16 protein-coding genes are annotated in these 18,018 nt (G+C 57.8%); 4 read left to right on the top strand and 12 right to left on the bottom strand.

The window, feature by feature from the left end; all coding sequences use genetic code 11:
- Positions 1-8 precede the first annotated feature (8 nt).
- The 4 genes from AC1PQG_RS07950 to AC1PQG_RS07935 all read left to right on the top strand — a co-directional run bounded on the left by AC1PQG_RS07950 (position 9) and on the right by AC1PQG_RS07935 (position 5,127).
- Entirely contained in the window at positions 9-785 is a 777-nt protein-coding gene (locus AC1PQG_RS07950; protein WP_481122059.1) for an N-acetyltransferase family protein, read from the top strand.
- 113 nt (positions 786-898) lie between these two features.
- On the top strand, positions 899-2,149 hold the full coding sequence (locus AC1PQG_RS07945; RefSeq protein ID WP_481122058.1) for a glycosyltransferase: 1,251 nt from the start codon (positions 899-901) through the stop codon (positions 2,147-2,149).
- A gap of 132 nt (positions 2,150-2,281) precedes the next feature.
- Positions 2,282-3,886, top strand: coding sequence for an acyl-CoA ligase (AMP-forming), exosortase A system-associated (locus AC1PQG_RS07940; RefSeq protein WP_481122981.1), 1,605 nt, complete (start codon positions 2,282-2,284; stop codon positions 3,884-3,886).
- Entirely contained in the window at positions 3,883-5,127 is a 1,245-nt protein-coding gene (locus tag AC1PQG_RS07935) for a pyridoxal-dependent decarboxylase, exosortase A system-associated (protein WP_481122057.1), read from the top strand. Before AC1PQG_RS07940 ends, AC1PQG_RS07935 begins: the two co-directional genes overlap by 4 nt.
- Positions 5,128-5,231: 104 nt before the next feature.
- Here AC1PQG_RS07935 and AC1PQG_RS07930 read toward each other — a convergent pair whose 3' ends face one another.
- The 12 genes from AC1PQG_RS07930 to nuoE all read right to left on the bottom strand — a co-directional run bounded on the left by AC1PQG_RS07930 (position 5,232) and on the right by nuoE (position 17,993).
- The gene (locus tag AC1PQG_RS07930; RefSeq protein WP_079433608.1) at positions 5,232-5,525 is read right to left on the bottom strand and encodes a DUF3579 domain-containing protein; all 294 of its coding nucleotides are present in this window, start codon (positions 5,523-5,525) and stop codon (positions 5,232-5,234) included.
- Positions 5,526-5,815: 290 nt separating this feature from the next.
- The gene (locus tag AC1PQG_RS07925) at positions 5,816-6,115 is read right to left on the bottom strand and encodes a DUF2818 family protein (protein WP_481122056.1); all 300 of its coding nucleotides are present in this window, start codon (positions 6,113-6,115) and stop codon (positions 5,816-5,818) included.
- Between the two features lie 49 nt (positions 6,116-6,164).
- Positions 6,165-7,631, bottom strand: coding sequence for an NADH-quinone oxidoreductase subunit NuoN (nuoN, locus tag AC1PQG_RS07920; protein WP_481122055.1), 1,467 nt, complete (start codon positions 7,629-7,631; stop codon positions 6,165-6,167).
- A gap of 40 nt (positions 7,632-7,671) precedes the next feature.
- On the bottom strand, positions 7,672-9,153 hold the full coding sequence (locus AC1PQG_RS07915; RefSeq protein WP_481122054.1) for an NADH-quinone oxidoreductase subunit M: 1,482 nt from the start codon (positions 9,151-9,153) through the stop codon (positions 7,672-7,674).
- 87 nt (positions 9,154-9,240) lie between these two features.
- Positions 9,241-11,310: an NADH-quinone oxidoreductase subunit L gene (gene nuoL / locus AC1PQG_RS07910; RefSeq protein WP_481122053.1), complete on the bottom strand. Its 2,070-nt coding sequence runs from the start codon at positions 11,308-11,310 to the stop codon at positions 9,241-9,243.
- A gap of 12 nt (positions 11,311-11,322) precedes the next feature.
- On the bottom strand, positions 11,323-11,628 hold the full coding sequence (gene nuoK / locus AC1PQG_RS07905; RefSeq protein ID WP_481114889.1) for an NADH-quinone oxidoreductase subunit NuoK: 306 nt from the start codon (positions 11,626-11,628) through the stop codon (positions 11,323-11,325).
- A gap of 32 nt (positions 11,629-11,660) precedes the next feature.
- Positions 11,661-12,263 (bottom strand): NADH-quinone oxidoreductase subunit J, encoded by a 603-nt coding sequence (locus AC1PQG_RS07900; RefSeq protein WP_481122052.1) that lies wholly within the window; start codon positions 12,261-12,263, stop codon positions 11,661-11,663.
- A 42-nt stretch (positions 12,264-12,305) separates the two neighbouring features.
- Positions 12,306-12,794 carry an NADH-quinone oxidoreductase subunit NuoI gene (gene nuoI, locus AC1PQG_RS07895; RefSeq protein WP_481122051.1) on the bottom strand — a complete coding sequence of 163 codons (489 nt, stop codon included), beginning with the start codon at positions 12,792-12,794 and terminating at the stop codon, positions 12,306-12,308.
- 10 nt (positions 12,795-12,804) lie between these two features.
- Positions 12,805-13,854 (bottom strand): NADH-quinone oxidoreductase subunit NuoH, encoded by a 1,050-nt coding sequence (nuoH, locus tag AC1PQG_RS07890; protein ID WP_481122050.1) that lies wholly within the window; start codon positions 13,852-13,854, stop codon positions 12,805-12,807.
- A complete protein-coding gene (gene nuoG, locus AC1PQG_RS07885) occupies positions 13,854-16,202 on the bottom strand; it encodes an NADH-quinone oxidoreductase subunit NuoG (RefSeq protein WP_481122049.1) in 2,349 nt (782 codons plus the stop codon). Before nuoG ends, nuoH begins: the two co-directional genes overlap by 1 nt.
- Positions 16,203-16,209: 7 nt before the next feature.
- A complete protein-coding gene (gene nuoF / locus AC1PQG_RS07880) occupies positions 16,210-17,520 on the bottom strand; it encodes an NADH-quinone oxidoreductase subunit NuoF (RefSeq protein WP_481122048.1) in 1,311 nt (436 codons plus the stop codon).
- Positions 17,517-17,993: an NADH-quinone oxidoreductase subunit NuoE gene (nuoE, locus tag AC1PQG_RS07875; protein WP_481122047.1), complete on the bottom strand. Its 477-nt coding sequence runs from the start codon at positions 17,991-17,993 to the stop codon at positions 17,517-17,519. Before nuoE ends, nuoF begins: the two co-directional genes overlap by 4 nt.
- Positions 17,994-18,018 lie beyond the last annotated feature (25 nt).

Genomic DNA, 18,018 nt, shown 5'->3' with positions numbered 1-18,018 from the left:
CACCGTCTTTGAACGCGAACAGCGCCAGTTCGGCCATCGCCCAGTCGTTCCATCGCGAAACCAACCACATGCCTCTCAAGCGCATTCGCAATAACTTCATTCAACTGGGCACCTTGAATGGCGGCCTGTATCTCCTCGACTACGCATTGCGCAAACTCAGCGCCGGTCGCGCCTATATCAAGCGCTACTACCTCGTCGCTCAACCGGTACAAGACCGACCTGCCTGCCGCCCATCGACCAAGAATCCGGTCGTTTTCCTTGAGCCTGGCTCTCCGCTGACGTCGGCCTTCCCTCGCCCACCGGAGGTCATTGCCAAGCGCATGAGTGATGGCGCCCATTGCTTCGTTGCCTTATCCGGGGAAGAGTTTGCGGGATTCCTGTGGCTGGCCTTCAATGCCTATGACGAAGATGAGGTACGTTGCCGCTACGAACTTGCCGACCCCCAGCATTGCGTCTGGGACTACGACGTTCATGTGGAACCGAAATATCGGATCGGTCGCACCTTTGCCCGGCTGTGGGACAGTGCCAATGCTCACCTGAGTGGACATGGCATCAGTTGGAGCATCTCACGCATCTCGGCCTTCAATCCAGCATCACTGGCCGCACATGGTCGCCTTGGCATTCGCACTCTCTTCAGTGCCAATTTCCTGTGCTTGGGCCCGATTCAGATCACCATCATCAGTGCTGCGCCCTGGTTCCATGTAAGCCTGTCGTCGTCATCGCGCCCTTGCGTGCGGCTACAGGCGCCGAAATGCGCAAATGAACGTAGCTTGTCGCGGAATTAGCACATCCACTCGGTTACACTGCCGCAGCTTATCCACAATCAATTTTTCAGCCATTGCCACTCTCTGCGAGGCTGCGCTACAAAGCGCCCTTTCAAGGAGCGAGACACGTGCCCATGCCTGATCGACGCGTACTGATGATCGCTTACCACTACCCCCCCGTGCGGGTCAGTAGCGGAATCCAACGTACACTGAAGTTCTCCCAATATCTTCGCGACCACGACTGGGAGCCAATGATCCTGACGGTTTCGCCTCGGGCCTATGAGGCCATCGGCGATGATCAGATGAAAGAAATCCCACCGGGCCTTATCGTGGAGCGCGCCTTCGGTCTCGACACGGCTCGCCACCTCTCGCTCAAGGGACGTTACTTCCGATGGATGGCTCAACCAGACCGCTGGGTGAGCTGGTGGCCGGCGGGAGTGATAAAGGGCCTCAAACTGATTCGCAAACATCGCCCCAAGGCAATCTTTTCGACCTTCCCCATCGCCACGGCCCACCTCATCGCGCTGACCCTCCATCGCCTCTCCGGACTTCCGCTCATTGTCGACTTTCGAGATGCCATGACGGAGCCGGGCTATCCGACCAATCCTGCCACTTGGCGGGCCCACAGGCGGCTGGAACAGGCGCTGATCAAGCATTGCACCCACGCGATATTCACCACTACTGGCACACGGGACATGTACGCGGAGCGCTACCCGAACAAGCCAGCAAGTTGCTGGGCGGTCATCGAAAACGGGTTTGACGAAGACAATTTCCGCGACGCAGAAACAGGACTCGACGCCAGCCGTATCGGCCTTCCAGGACAGATGGTCCTTATCCACAGTGGTCTACTCTATCCAGAAGAACGAGATCCCAAGCCGTTTTTTGCTGCACTGAAAGAGATGAAGGCTGCTGGAGAAGCATCCGAGGAAACACTGCATGTCATTCTGCGTGCTACAGGCAGCGACAGTTACTACACCAAACTGCTGTCAGAGTATGGCATCGACGATATTGTCTCGATTGAGCCTTCAATTGCTTATCGGAGTGCCCTGCAAGAAATGATGCGCGCCGATGGCTTGCTGCTGCTGCAAGGCGCAAGCTGCAACAAGCAGATCCCAGCCAAACTCTACGAGTACGCACGTGCCGGTCGGCCGATCATCGCGCTGACAGACTCCGCCGGCAGCACTGCAGCTCTGATGAAGAAGCTGGATGCCCCCTGGATTACTGATATAGCCAATACTTCCGCTATTCGAAGTCTGCTGAACGAGGCTCTGCACCAGTGGCACAACCAGCAATTGAGCGGAGTTCTGCGCAGCTTGGCCGACACCTGCTCACGCCGCTCAAGAACTGCCGAACTTGCGCGCCTGTTAGACGGCCTTCCTCAATAGCCAGTCAAGATTTGTCATATGGTGTAATCCTGCACGCAGCCCACAGAGGAAAGCTAGGATAGACTTCAACAGCCCCGATGCTTGATGCATCTGCCCCGCACCCACGTGGCTCGACAATCGTTCTCTCAATCAATGCTCAACACCACCCTACTCCACGAACTGATCAGTGCCTCGGCCGAGCGAGCACCCACATCACCAGCTCTGACAGCGGGCGCCACAACCCTAAGCTATGCGGACCTGGACGCACAGGTGGGCGGATTTTCTGCCGGCCTAGTTGGCCTAGGGCTTGAACGCGGTGAAAGAATCGGCATTTTTCTGGAAAAGCGCATCGAGACAGTCGTCGCCAGCTTCGGCGCCGCCCGCGCCGGCTGCGCCTTCGTTCCGATCAATCCAATTCTCAAGGGCGAGCAGGTCATGCATATCCTGCGCGACTGTAACGCCCGTGTGCTGGTGACCTCTGCAGAGCGCTTGCCCCTGCTCGCGGATACACTGCCCCATTGCCACGATCTACGCCATATCGTGCTGATCACCACACCGGCAACCGCGCCCAACCTCACGGGCGTGAACATCGTGCATTGGAAAGATCTCCTCTCTGCCAGCAAGCAGGCGGGACATCGGATCATCGACACAGATTTGCTGTCCATCCTGTATACATCAGGCAGCACTGGACGACCGAAAGGCGTTGTACTGTCCCATCGGAACATGGTGGCCGGGGCCAAGAGCGTAGCCAGCTATCTCGGCAACAGTCCGGATGACACGCTACTGGCCGCTCTGCCCCTGTCCTTCGATGCGGGCTTTTCCCAGCTCACAACGGCCTTCCACTCCGGCGCAAAAGTCGTGCTGTTGAACTACTTGCTGCCGCAAGACGTACTCAAGACCGTCGTCCGCGAGAGAGTCACCGGCCTTACCGCTGTCCCTCCGCTATACATTCAGCTCGCTCAGCTAAAATGGCCAGCCGAGGTTACAGACCATCTGCGCTACTTCGCCAATACTGGCGGACGCATGCCGCTGGAGACCCTCAAGCTGCTCCGTAGCCAGTTACCCAAGACAAAGCCCTTCCTGATGTACGGGCTCACCGAAGCATTCCGCGCCACCTTCCTGCCACCTGAGCAAGCCGATATCCGGCCAGACTCGATTGGCAAAGCCATTCCCAACGCCGAAGTGATGGTGCTGCGGGAAGACGGTTCTGAGTGCAGCCCCAATGAGCCTGGTGAGTTGGTCCAACGCGGTGCATTGGTTGCAATGGGCTACTGGAATGACCCGGACAAGACTGCCGAGCGCTTCAAGCCCCTGCCGAACACTGCTCCCGGCCGTCAGTCGGGCTTCGTCCTGCCGGAAATCGCGGTGTTCTCGGGAGACACCGTTCGCCGTGATGAAGAGGGCTATCTTTACTTCATCGGACGCCGTGACGAAATGATGAAGACCTCCGGCTATCGCGTCAGTCCTACTGAAGTCGAAGAGATCCTGTACAGCACCCAACTGGTCGGCGAATGCGTGGCCTTCGGCGTGCCGCATCCTAGCCTCGGTCATTCCATCTGCGTCATCGCCACTGGCAAGGACGGCGCACCGCTTGACACCGCGGCCTTGCTCAACGAGTGCAAACAGCGCATGCCCGCCTACATGGTTCCTGCCGCAATCGAAGCTCGCGAGGGTCCGCTACCGCGCAATCCCAATGGCAAGATCGACCGCAAGGCACTTTCCACCGAATACGAAATGGCCCACAAGGTACAGCAATGAGTGATGCAAGCCGCGACAAGCCGGTCCATGTCGCCATGGATCAATTCCAGTCCGCCGACGGCGAACTGCTGATCGGCGGTATTCCCCTCCGCCGCCTGGCTGAGCGTGTCGGACAGACCCCCTTCTACGCCTACGACCGCAGCCTGCTGACCCGACGTGTCGCTGAGCTGAGAGCCGCCTTGCCGACCGGCATCAAGCTCCATTTCGCGATGAAGGCCAATCCGATGCCTGCGGTGGTCGATCATATGGCCCGTCTGGTGGACGGCATCGACGTGGCCTCAGGACGCGAACTGAGGATTGCCCTTGACAGCGGCACCAATCCCCGCGACATCAGCTTCGCAGGGCCGGGCAAGCGTCATGAAGAACTGCGCCAGGCCGTCGCCGCGTGCATCCTGATCAACGTGGAATCCTTCCGCGAAGTGACAGAACTGGCCGCCATTCGCCAGGAGAGCGGCTGGCCGGTGCGCGTAGCTGTGCGCGTAAATCCCGATTTCGAATTAAAGAGTTCCGGCATGAAGATGGGCGGCGGCCCCAAACAGTTCGGCGTCGATGCCGAACGCGTACCCGACCTGCTCGCCGACATCGGTCGGGCCGGTCTTGCGTTCGAGGGCTTCCACCTCTTTGCGGGATCCCAGAACCTGCGCCCCGACGCCATCGTTGAAGCCCAGCGCAAGTGCTTCGATCTGGCCCTGAGGCTTGCCGAGGCTGCTCCAGCGCCGGTCAAGTTTCTGAACCTTGGCGGAGGCTTCGGAATCCCGTATTTCCCCGGCGAACAACGCTTGGACCTTGCTGCAATCGGTGCGAATCTCAAGACCATAGAAGAGGAAGCGGCCGCCAAACTTCCTGGTGCCGAGATCGTCATCGAACTGGGGCGCTATCTGGTGGGCGAAGCCGGTGTGTATGTCTGCAAGATCGTAGACCGCAAAGACTCCCGCGGTCATACCTTCCTCGTTGCTGACGGCGGCCTGCATCATCACCTGTCAGCCTCCGGAAATTTCGGCCAAGTCATCCGCAAGAACTACCCAGTCGCCATTGGTGATCGCATGGATGAGCCCTCCAGTCAGAGCGTATCCGTTGTAGGCCCTCTCTGCACACCGCTCGATATCCTGGCCGACCGGATGCATCTTCCCGATGCAAAGCCCGGCAATCTCGTCGTGGTGTTCCAGTCGGGCGCCTACGGCGCAAGCGCAAGCCCTCAGGCTTTCCTCGACCATCCGCGCGTCGTAGAAATTCTGGTCTGAGCAGACCACATCCCCAATGATAATGGGCCACGCACAGCGTGGCCCATTATCATTTCACGACATCAATTAGAACACCGGCAAACCGACAACGCCGCTGAACACTGTCAACCAAAATGGTCATCAGGCAGTGACTCCACCTGCAGATCGTTGTCCTTTGCAAAATTACGCAGGAAATTGTAGGCCAGCGGTTCAATATCGTGGATTCTCGCATCCACCAACACCGTCTTGTCTCCCCTCAAATTACACGCAGGCCTTACATAGGGCGAATAAGTCATGCGATTGTCCGCTCCGAATACGGACATTATCCCGCACAAGCGATCCGCCCAATCACTAGGACGAAAAGTCCTGCCATCACTAGTGCGCCCAACAATAACGAAATTTTCGATTTTTTGAATCATGTGCGATGACTGAAATGATTTCGCCAAACTACGGCCTTACCACAAGCACTCCCCTCGTCTCCCTTTCGATGAGAGGCCCCGAAAATTTCATTTTGAAACGTAATTCTATCCAGCTCCAATAAGCAAAAAACACGGTTGACTGAATGCTAGACGATCGTTTCAGGACATACAAACACGCCCCGTGCCCCAAAAAGCAAAACTGTGGACCAAGGTCCACAGTTTCACATGATCACTTCATCCATCTGCATACACATGTATCCGATACCCGATGGGACACGCAATGCGCGCGCCTAGGAATTCAACTCACGTGACCACAGGTGACGATAAACAAACCCTGGGTATGCAAAAACAGCAAACAGGCACATCGTGATCGCAAAGAACTCCCAATTCTGGGCATAACGGGAGCCATTCTCAGCCACTTCCCTGGCGCCAAGAAATACGCCCGCCACGAAGTAATAGGCCACAAGCTCCAGCATTCTCAGAAAAACCGCCTTCTTCTTCGCCAGACGGATTACGAAGAACAGCCGCTCACTGAAGAAAGGCAGGTTCGCCAGAGCAAATAACAGGACGAACTCTCCAAAATTCTTCACTTGCCGCCTGCCTTTTCAGTGATGTTAGAAATTATTGCCTCAAACGCGCCTAGAGCGAGCCCAGCAGCGAATAGGCACACAGAGACATCAATGCCTGCGGAGCCAAGCCCAACACAGCGATGGCGATACCGTTCAGGGACAGCAGCGCCCGCATGTCAGCCGGAGCAGAAATGGGCGTCGCATCCAGCGGCTCGTCGAAGAACATGATCTTCACGACGCGCAGGTAGTAGAACGCACCAATCAGCGACATCACCACAGCCAGGATCGCGACCCAGATATAACCAGCCGCAACGACGGCCTGCAGAACGGAAAACTTCGCAAAGAAACCCACGAAGAACGGGATACCCGCCATGGAGAACATCACCATGGCCATCACGCCGGCAAACCAGGAATTACGCTTGTTCAAACCCTTGAAATCGTCAAGCGCTTCGGCCTCGAACCCTGCACGCGACAGCAGCAGCAGCACACCGAAAGACGCCAGGCTCATCAGTACGTAGGACACGACGTAGAACATTGCAGAGCTATAGGCGTTGAGCGCGAAATGACGATCACCGCCAACTACGCCGGACACCAGGCCGAGCAACATGAAACCCATGTGGGAGATACCGGAGTAACCCAACATGCGCTTGAGGTTCGACTGGGCGATCGCAGCCAGGTTACCCAGTACGATCGACAAAACAGCCAGCACCATCAACATCGACTGCCATTGCTCGGCGAACTCGAAAAGACCATTGACCAACAGACGCATGGCCATCGCAAACGCGGCGAGCTTCGGGGCGGAGGCGATGAAGAGCGTGATGGACGTCGGGGCGCCTTGATAGACGTCCGGAATCCACATATGGAACGGAACCACACCGAGCTTGAAGGCCAGACCAGCAACGACGAACACCAGGCCGAACAGCAGCACCGTCTTGTTGCCGGCCTGCTGGTAGATGGCCTGGGCCACGCCCGAGATCTCCAGCGTGCCGGCGGCGCCGTACAGCATCGAGATGCCATACAGCAGCAGACCGGAAGCCAGCGCACCCAGCACGAAATACTTCATGGCCGCTTCGGTTGCACGAGCGGAATCGCGCAGCAGAGCAACCATCGCGTAAAGGGCCAGAGACAGCAGTTCAAGTCCCAGGTAGATGGTCAGGAAATGGTTGGCGGTGATCATCACCATCATGCCCAGCGTCGCAAAGATCGCCAGCACATAGTACTCGGTGGTCTCGATCTTGCGATCGTTCATGTAGCTGCGCGAATACAGCAGCGCGATCGCCACAGCGAAGTAAACGACGAGCTTGAGGAAATCGCCCATCAGATCATCCACGTACATGTTACTGAACGTGAAGCTCACCTGCCCGTCCATCGTGAACAGCGTGATTGCTGCCGCACCGATCAGCGTGAGCTGGCTCAGAGCGTAAACCACGTTGCGCGGCTGCTTCGTGAACGTCCCCGCAAGGAGGATCACGAAGGACATTGCAACGACGAATAACTCAGCCGCTGCCGGGTAAAAATCAGGGATTACAAAGTTCATCTTAAGGCCACATTCCGCTGGTTTCGTATCCGTTACAGGCTCAAAGCTTGCTCACCGCAACATGCTTGAGCAGTTCATTGACCGACGCGTGCATGACTTCCGTTACCGGGAAGGGATAGATACCCATGGCCAGAACACACACGGCAAGGATCGCAAGGAAAACGAACTCGCGATTGTTGATGTCGGTCAGTTCGGCCACGTGATGGTTGGCAACTGCACCGAATACCACACGCTTGTACATCCACAGCGTGTAAGCAGCACCGAGGATCAGCGTGGTAGCGGCGCCGAAACCGATCCAGAAGTTGAACTTCACGGCACCGAGCGCAACCATGAACTCCCCGACAAAACCAGACGTAGCCGGCAGCCCGGAGTTTGCCATCGCGAAAAGCATGAATAGTGCAGCGAACTTCGGCATCACATTTACCACACCACCGTAGTCCGAGATCTGACGGGAGTGCATGCGGTCGTACAGCACACCGATGGAGGCGAACATCGCTGCAGACACGAAGCCGTGGGAAATCATCTGGACGATCGCCCCTTCAATACCCAGCGGGTTGAAGATGAAGAAGCCCAGGGTCACAAAACCCATGTGGGAGATGGACGAATAAGCAACCAGCTTCTTCATATCCGTCTGCACCAGCGCCACGAAACCGATGTAGATCACCGCAATCAGGGACAGGGTGATGATCAGCGGTGCGAAGGCGTGGCTAGCATCAGGAGCGATCGGCAGGGCAAACCGCAGGAAACCGTATGCGCCCAGCTTCAGCGCAATGGCTGCCAACACGATCGAGCCGCCGGTTGGTGCCTCCACGTGGGCATCAGGCAACCAGGTGTGCACCGGGAACATCGGAACCTTGACAGCGAAGGAAACAAGGAAGGCCAGGAAAATCAGACTCTGCACATCCATGCCGAGCTTGAGTTGATGCCAATCCAGAATGTTGAAGCTACCACCGGACTCCATGAACAGGTAGAGCAGCGCGATCAGCATCAGCAACGAGCCGGCAAGGGTATAGAGGAAGAACTTGATCGCGGCATACACCCGGTTAGCCCCGCCCCACACACCGATGATGATGAACAGCGGAATCAGCGAAGCCTCGAAGAAGACATAGAACAGCACGCCGTCGAGCGCGGAGAAAATGCCGTTGATCAGGCCGGACATGATCAGGAAGGCCGCCATGTACTGGGCGACTTTCTCCTGGATCACCTCCCAGCCAGCCACCACGACGATCACGGTGATGAAGCTATTGAGCAGAACGAAGAGCACCGAAATGCCATCGACACCGAGTACGTAGTTGATGTTGAAGCGCGGAATCCACGGATAGGCTTCCACGAATTGCATGGAGCTCGTGGTGACATCGAAGCCCGTGTAGAGCGGTATGCTGACGGCCAGACCCGCTAGCGCGAAAAACAGCGCAACAAATCTCGCGACCGACGCATTACGGTCCGACCCCGAAGCGAGCGCTAATAGGCCACCAACGATCGGAACCCAAATCGCAAGGCTGAGGAATGGAATACCCGTCATCTCTACTTTCCGTTCTATGCGCCCCCTGAGGGGCGCAAAAGTCCTAAATTATGTGAAGTGGTTTCAAGCCGTTTTTTATCGAGCGGATCAGCCCCGATTGACCCAGAAGGCCAGCAGCAGGAAAACACCAATAATCATCGAAAACGCATACTGATAGATGTGGCCGCTCTGGAAGAGGCGCGACAGTTGGGCGATCAGGCCCACAGCCTTGGCGGTACCATTCACCGCGATGCCGTCGATAATGGTCTGGTCGCCGACCTTCCACAGCAGGCGGCCGATCAGTCGGGCACCTGCGGCAAAAACCGCTTCATTGATCTTGTCGAAGTAGTACTTGTTTTCAAGCAGGCGATGGATCGGGCTAAAGACGCGGGCGATCACCGGCGGCACCGACGGAACGACCAGATACAGCAGGCCGGCGAGTGCAACGCCACTCATCGCCAGGATGAACGGCAGCGACGTGAAGCCATGCAGCGCCATTGCAGCCGAACCGTGGAACTCCTCGCCAAGTTCGGCCATAGCGTGGTGGTGCTCGGCGAAATGAATGACGCCCTTGAAGAAATCACCGAAGAGCATCTTGTCGATCGACAGGTAACCGATCAGCACTGACGGAATAGCCAGCAGCACAAGCGGAACAGTAACCACCCACGGAGACTCGTGCGGCTTCTGGCCCGGAGCCAAACCATGATGATGCTCGTCGTGATGATCGTCATCATGACCGTGCTCGTCATGGGCGTCGTCGTGCTCATCCGCATGGACATCGTGGCCATGAGCGGCGTCCTCATGGTCATGGTGAGCCTTGCCGAAGCGCTCCTCGCCGTGGAAAACCAGGAAATACATACGGAACGAATAGAAAGCCGTAACGAAGACCCCGGCAATCACGCAGAAGTAGGCATAGCCCGAGCCGTACAGCTCCGAGAGTTGCACCGCTTCGATGATCGTGTCCTTGGAATAGAAACCGGAGAAGAACGGGAAACCAATCAGCGCCAGGGAACCCAGCAGCGACGTGATCCACGTAACCGGCATGTACTTCCACAGGCCACCCATGTTGCGCATGTCCTGATCATGGTGCATGCCGATGATCACGGAACCGGCACCAAGGAACAGCAGAGCCTTGAAGAAGGCGTGGGTCATCAGGTGGAACACGGCAGCGGAGTACGCCGACACGCCCAGCGCGACAGTCATGTAGCCCAGCTGAGACAGCGTCGAGTAGGCAACCACACGCTTGATGTCGTGCTGCACGATGCCCAGGAAACCCATGAACAAAGCCGTGGTGGCGCCGATGATCAGTACGAAGGACAGCGCTGTCTCGGACAGCTCGAACAGCGGGGACATGCGGGCAACCATGAAGATACCCGCGGTCACCATCGTCGCTGCGTGGATCAGTGCGGAGATCGGCGTCGGGCCTTCCATCGAATCCGGCAGCCAGACGTGCAGGGGAACCTGCGCCGACTTACCCATGGCGCCGATGAACAGACCGATACAGATGGCGGTGATCAAAGGCCAGCCGGTTTCCGGAATCGTCATGCCAGCGAGTTCACCCGCCTTCGCGAACACTTCCGTGTAGTTCAGGGTGCCGGCGAAAGCCGCGATCAGACCGATGCCAAGCAGGAAGCCGAAGTCACCGACACGGTTGACCAGGAAGGCCTTCAGGTTTGCGAAGATCGCCGTCGGACGCGTATACCAGAAGCCGATCAGCAGGTAGGACACCAGACCCACCGCTTCCCAGCCGAAGAACAACTGCAGGAAGTTGTTCGACATGACCAGCATCAGCATCGAGAACGTGAACAGCGAGATGTAGCTGAAGAAGCGCTGATAGCCAGGATCCTCAGACATGTAGCCGATGGTGTAGATGTGCACCATCAGCGACACGAAGGTCACCACCAGCATCATCATCGTGGTCAGGGAATCGATCATGAAGCCGACTTCAAGATCGAGACCACCACTGGAAGCCCAGTGGTACAGGGTTCCATTGAAGGTATTCCCCGCCTGGACGTCCTGGAAGATGATCACCGACAACGCGAACGCAGCCGCGACGCCTGCGATGGTGACGGTATGAGCCCCTCGCCTGCCGATGATCTTCCCGAATAGCCCCGCCATGATCGCGCCGAAGAGCGGCGCAAGCGGAACCAGCAGATATAGCTTTTGCATCCCAGTCATTCGAACGCTTCCTTATCCCTTGAGGCTATCCAGGTCATCAACGTGGATGGTCCGCAGGTTGCGGAACAACGCAACCAAAATTGCCAGACCAATGGCCGACTCCGCGGCCGCCACAGTCAAGATGAAGAACACAAAAATCTGGCCTGAAGCGTCCCCGAGATAATGCGAGAAGGCGACGAAGTTCAAATTAACGGCCAACAACATCAACTCGATCGCCATCAGCAGCACGATCAGGTTCTTACGATTCAAGAAGATGCCCACCACGCTTATCGCGAAAAGAATGGCACCCAATATCAGATAGTGAGACAACGAAAGCATTACTAGGCCCCCCTGACGATCGCCAGCAGAAATTATTCTTTTTCTGCACGCATCGAAACGATGCGCACACGATCATCACGCTTGACAGCAACCTGCACCGCGGGATCGATGATCTTCACGTTCTTGCGCTTGCGCAGCGTCAGTGCCACGGCAGCCACCATCGCAACCAGCAGCACGATCGATGCCAGTTCGAACGGATAAACGTACTCGGTATAGAGGAGACGGCCGAGTTCCTTGGTGTTGCTGTAACCCTGCTCCACCTCAGCGGGTTTGGGCATCGCTTCGAGACCGAAGTAGCGCCCGCCCAGCACCATGACCATCTCGATCACCATCAGCACACCGATCAGCGCGCCGACGGGCAGATAGCTCCAGAAGCCTTGCCGAATCCGTTCGAGATTGATGTCGAGCATCATCACGACGAACAGGAACAGCACCATCACCGCCCCGACGTAAACCATCACCAGCGCGATGGCCAAGAACTCGGCGTGCAGCAACATCCAGATCCCGCCTGCGCTGAAAAATGCCAGTACCAGGAACAAGGCGGCGTGCACCGGGTTGCGTGCCGTGATGACTCGCAGCGAGGCGAGCACCATGACCGTCGAGAAGAAGTAAAAGACTACCGACTGAAAATCCATCTGCGTATTCCGATGTGTGTGTCCGTATCCGCTTCCGCGTTTTTACCGGTACTTAGAATCGATCTCTCGATCCTTGGCGATCTGCGCCTCGTACCGATCCCCAACCGCGAGAAGCATCTGCTTGGTGTAATACAGATCACCCCGCTTTTCGCCGTGATATTCAAAAACACGGGTTTCAACGATGGCATCCACCGGACATGCTTCTTCGCAGAAACCGCAGAAGATGCACTTGGTCAGGTCGATATCGTAGCGACTGGTACGACGGGAACCATCATCCCGCTGCTCGGACTCGATCGTAATTGCCATCGCCGGACAGACTGCCTCGCACAGTTTGCATGCGATGCAGCGCTCTTCCCCGTTGGGGTAACGACGCAAGGCATGCAAGCCGCGGAAGCGGGAGCTCTGGGGCGTCTTCTCGTCGGGGAACTGGACCGTGATCTTCCTGGCAAAGAGATGACGTCCGGTCAGTGCCAAGCCCTTAAGCAACTCCTTAAGGAACAGGCTCCCTACGTAATTCTTCATAGAACCCATATTGATCCCCTTACTTCCACAACGACAACGGCGACATGATCCACACCGCAACCACTACCACCCAGAAGAGGGTCAGCGGAATGAAGACCTTCCAACCCAGCCGCATGATGTGGTCGTAGCGGAAGCGCGGGAACGTTGCGCGGAACCAAAGAAACAAGAACAGAATGAACGCGATCTTGATGGCCAGCCAGATGAAGCCATCCGGCAGGAAACTCACCGGCGACAGCCAGCCACCCAGGAACAGGATGGAGGTCAGCGCGGAAACGAGGATCATGTTGGCGTATTCACCGAGGAAGAACAGCGCAAAGGCCATCCCCGAATATTCGACCATGTGACCCGCGACGATTTCCGATTCACCTTCGACAACGTCGAACGGTGCGCGATTGGTTTCCGCAATACCGGAAATCAGATAGACGATGAACATCGGGAAGAGCGGCAACCAGTTCCAGCTCAGGAAGCCAAGACCGAGATCTGCGCCCTGCCCCTTGCCCTGCCCCGCCACGATGTCGGACAGGTTCAGGCTGGACGAAATCATCAACACGCAAACCAGCGCAAAACCCATCGCGATTTCGTAGGAAACCATCTGGGCCGCGGCGCGAACTCCACCTAGGAACGCATACTTCGAGTTGGACGCCCAACCCGCGATGATCACGCCATACACTTCGATGGAGGTCACGGCCAGCAGGAACAGCAAACCGGCATCGACGTTACCGATAACCCAGCCGTCGCTGAAGGGAACCACTGCCCAGGCAGCCAGCGCCGGACCAAGAGCCAGAACCGGCCCGACGATGAATAGCCCCTTGTTGGCGCCGGAAGGAACGATGACTTCCTTCAGCAGAAGCTTCACGCCGTCGGCGATCGGCTGCAGCAAGCCGCGCGGCCCCACGCGATTGGGACCGATACGGACCTGCATGTAACCGATGACTTTGCGTTCAGCCAGCGTCAGATAGGCAACACACAGGAAAAGCGGCGCAATGATGCCGATGATCTTCAGCAGTGACCACACCAGGGGCCACGCACCACCAAAAAAAGTCGCTACGGGTTCGATGACGGCTTCCATCACACACGCTCCACGCTAACTTCGCCATGTAGGCCACCCAGCGCCGAAGTGTCTGCGTGGGCACCAGCCAGACAAATGCTTCCTTCGACGACGCCATCATCCACCACGACGGGAACGGTCACGGCACCGGCTGCGGACTTCACCTTCGCCATGCCGCCTGCCTCCAGGCCCAGCTTGGCGACCGTGGATGCATTAGCCCGCAGCACCGGTGCCTGGCCATCCCGGGTCTTCTGCAGCGGCGCGGAACGCCGTGCGATGGGATCTGCGGCATAAATCGGAATGTCCGCAACCCGTTCCACACCCTGCGCGGCTGCTCCGAGCGCGAAGGAATCAACGGCCAGCGCGTTGTTCAGACGGGCGCGATCAACTTCCTGCGCGGCCCCGAGAATGATCTGACGCACATCCTCGACCTTGTCGAAACCGAAGCCGTCAAGCCCCAGCAGTTCCCCGAGGACCCGCAGCACCTTCCAGCCCGGGCGCACCTCGCCGGCAGCCTTCACTACCGGGTAGAAGGCCTGAGCACGCCCTTCGGCATTTACGAAGACACCGGCCGTTTCGGTGAAAGGCGCGATCGGCAGCAGCACGTCGGCGTAGGCCAGCGCGCTCTCCGACTTGAAAGCCGACAAGGCGATGACCGTGTCGGCCTTGCCCAACGTGTCGACCGCGGCCTGACCGGCCTGGGTATCCAGTTCAGCATCAATACCGAACAGCACGTATGCCTTCAGCGGCGCCTTCAGCATCTCCGCGGCGTTCTTGCCGCCCTTGGCGGGCAGGCTGCCGACCAAGTAGCCACCGACGGAGTTGGCAGCCTCGCCGAGAATACCGAAGCGGCCCTTGCTGAGACGGGCGATTTCCTGGGCAATTGCTTCAATGCTGGCGGCGCCTGCATGCTGTTGCGCGTAGTTGCCGATCCAGACGGCCACTTGCTTGCCGGACGCGAGGCTGTTGGCCAAGGACAAGGCTGCAGCATCGACCTCAACCTCGGCGGCGGCAGATGCGAAGACCTCAGCCAGATCCTGACCGGTCTTCTGCGCGAGGGCCTTTGCCACGCCGACCAGCGCACCGGCAACAGCCGACGGCTTGACCTGGATCTTGTTCTCGACCTTGAACTGCCAGTCGTCGATGACCGGGTTCAGCACGCTGACCTTCAGGCCACGCTTGACGGCCTGACGCACGCGTTGGGCAACGAGCGGATGATCCTTGCGGAAGAAGCTGCCGACAATGAACAGGCGATCGAGGCTGCCGATCTCCGCCACATTCAAACCGAGCCAGGGCGCGCCGGCGCGACGCGTGTCAGCCGAAAAATCGGTCTGACGCAGACGGAAATCGATGTTGTCGGAACCCAGCCCACGCATGAGGGCCTGGAGAAGATGCATTTCCTCTAGGGTGCTGTGCGGAGAGACAAGCGCGCCGATGGCCTCGGCACCATGCTCGCTGCGGACGGACTTGAGACCATTGGCAACGTATTCGAGCGCAGACTGCCAGTCCGTCTCGATCCACTTGCCGCCCTGCTTGATCTGCGGCCGGGTCAGACGCTCTTCTCCATTCAGCGCCTCATAGGAAAAGCGATCCTTGTCGCTCAGCCAGCACTCGTTAAGAGTCTCGTTCTCCAGCGGCAGAACACGCTTCACGACATCATTCTTGACCTGCACGACAAGGTTGCTGCCGAGGGAGTCGTGAGGACTCACGGACTTCCGGCGGGACATCTCCCAAGCGCGAGCACCGAAGCGGAAAGGCTTGGAGGTCAGCGCACCAACCGGGCACAGATCGATGATGTTACCCGACAGCTCGGAATCAATGGTCTTCTCGACGAACGGCATGATTTCGGCATGCTCGCCGCGAAAAGCCTGGCCGAGTTCCATCAGACCGGCAATCTCGGTCGTGAAACGAACACAACGGGTGCAGTTGATGCACCGGGTCATGTCCGTCAACACCAGCGGACCGAGGTCCTTGTTGCCGACCACACGCTTTTCTTCTTCGTAACGGGACTGCACGCCACCGTAACCGACTGAGAGGTCCTGCAGCTGGCACTCACCGCCCTGGTCGCAAATCGGGCAATCCAGCGGGTGGTTGATCAGCAGGAATTCCATGACGCCCTTCTGCGCCTTGACAGCCTGCTCGGAATGGGTCCAGACCTTCATCCCATTGGTGACCGGCGTTGCGCATGCGGGCAACGGCTTCGGGGCCTTCTCCACCTGCACCAAGCACATGCGGCAGTTCGCCGCGATGGAGAGTTTCTTGTGGTAGCAGAAATGCGGCACATAGGCGCCGACTTGGGAGGCAGCCTCCATGACGGTGCTACCGTCAGGAACCTGCAACTGCTTTCCGTCAATTTCGATTTCTAGCATGTCGAGCCTACGCCACGTAAATCTTGCTGCCTTCGCGCTGTACGTCCTGCGGGACAAGGCATTTCTTATGTTCGATATGGAATGCGAACTCGTCGCCGAAGTGCTTAATGAAACTCTGCACCGGCATCGAGGCTGCATCGCCCAGAGCACAAATCGTCCGGCCCATGATGTTCGCCGTGACGCTGTTCAGAAGATCCAGATCGTCCGGACGGCCGAGACCGTTCTCGATTCGATGAACGACCCGGTACAACCAGCCGGTACCTTCCCGGCACGGCGTGCATTGGCCACAGGATTCTTCGAAGTAGAAATAGGACAGCCGTTCGAGCGCCTTGACCATGCAGGTGCTCTCGTCCATCACGATCACTGCACCGGAGCCGAGCATCGATCCCGCCTTGGAGATCGAGTCGTAGTCCATCGTGCAATCCATCATGATGGATGCCGGCAGCACCGGAGCCGAAGAGCCGCCGGGAATGACCGCCTTGAGCTTGCGACCGCCGCGAACCCCGCCCGCCATCTCCAACAGATCGGCGAAAGGCGTACCCAGCGGGATCTCGTAGTTGCCGGGCTTGTTCACATGACCCGACACCGAGAAGAGCTTCGTGCCGCCATTGTTCGGCTTGCCGAGCGCCAGGAAGGCATCGCCCCCCTCACGGATGATGTAGGGAATGGACGCGAAGGTTTCGGTGTTGTTGATCGTGGTCGGCTTGCCGTAAAGACCGAAGCTCGCCGGGAAAGGCGGCTTGAAGCGCGGCTGCCCCTTCTTGCCTTCGATCGACTCGAGCAAGGCGGTTTCTTCACCGCAGATATAGGCGCCGTAGCCGTGGTGGGCGAACAGATCGAAACTGAAATCCGAACCCAGGATGTTCTTGCCCAGGAGGCCCGCCTCACGCGCCTCCTGCAGCGCTTCCTCGAAACGGCTGTAGACCTCGAAGATCTCACCGTGAATGTAGTTGTAGCCCCGCTCACAACCCATTGCATAACCAGCGATGATCATGCCTTCGATCACGGAGTGCGGGTTATAGCGGAGGATATCGCGGTCCTTGAACGTGCCCGGCTCACCCTCGTCGGAATTACAGGCCAGATACTTCGCACCAGGAAAAGCCCGCGGCATGAAGCTCCACTTCAGACCCGTCGGGAAGCCCGCACCGCCCCGACCACGTAGGGACGACTTCTTGACTTCAGCAATGACGTCATCGGCAGAAATCTTCTCGGCAATGATCTTTTTCAGCGCCTCGTAACCACCGCGCTTGATGTAATCGGCTAGGCGCCAAGTACGGTCACCGTCGAGACCGGAAAGAATAATTCCTTGAGAACTCATTTTTTCAGATCTTCGAGCAATTGATCGATTTTCTCTTCCGTCATCCAGCTGCACATATGGTGATTATTCACCAGCAGGACGGGCGCATCACCGCAAGCCCCCATGCACTCACCCTCCTTGAGGGTGAATTTGCCGTCGGGCGTCGTCTCGTTGAAGTCGATGCCGAGACGCTTCTTGATGTAGTCAGCCGCATGCACGCCACCGGAAAGCGCGCAAGGCAGATTGGTGCACACGGTGATCTTGCGCGCGCCAACCGGCGACAGGTCATACATGTTGTAGAAGCTGGCCACCTCGTACACGGCGATTGCCGGCATCTCGAGATACTTGGCGACGAACTCGATGGTCTCGCTGGACAGCCAGCCTTTTTCTTCCTGCGCAATTCTGAGCGCTGACATAGAAGCGGACTGCTTTTGATCAGGAGGATACTTAGCGATCTCTCGATCAATTTTCTTCAGGGATTCCGGACTCAGCATTTTATGTGTCTACTGTCAGCAGAAT

The organism is Zoogloea sp. GDB6 (genome assembly GCF_056724105.1).
The sequence above is the reverse complement of the archived record's forward strand: the minus strand, read 5'-3'. Positions and strand labels throughout refer to the sequence as shown.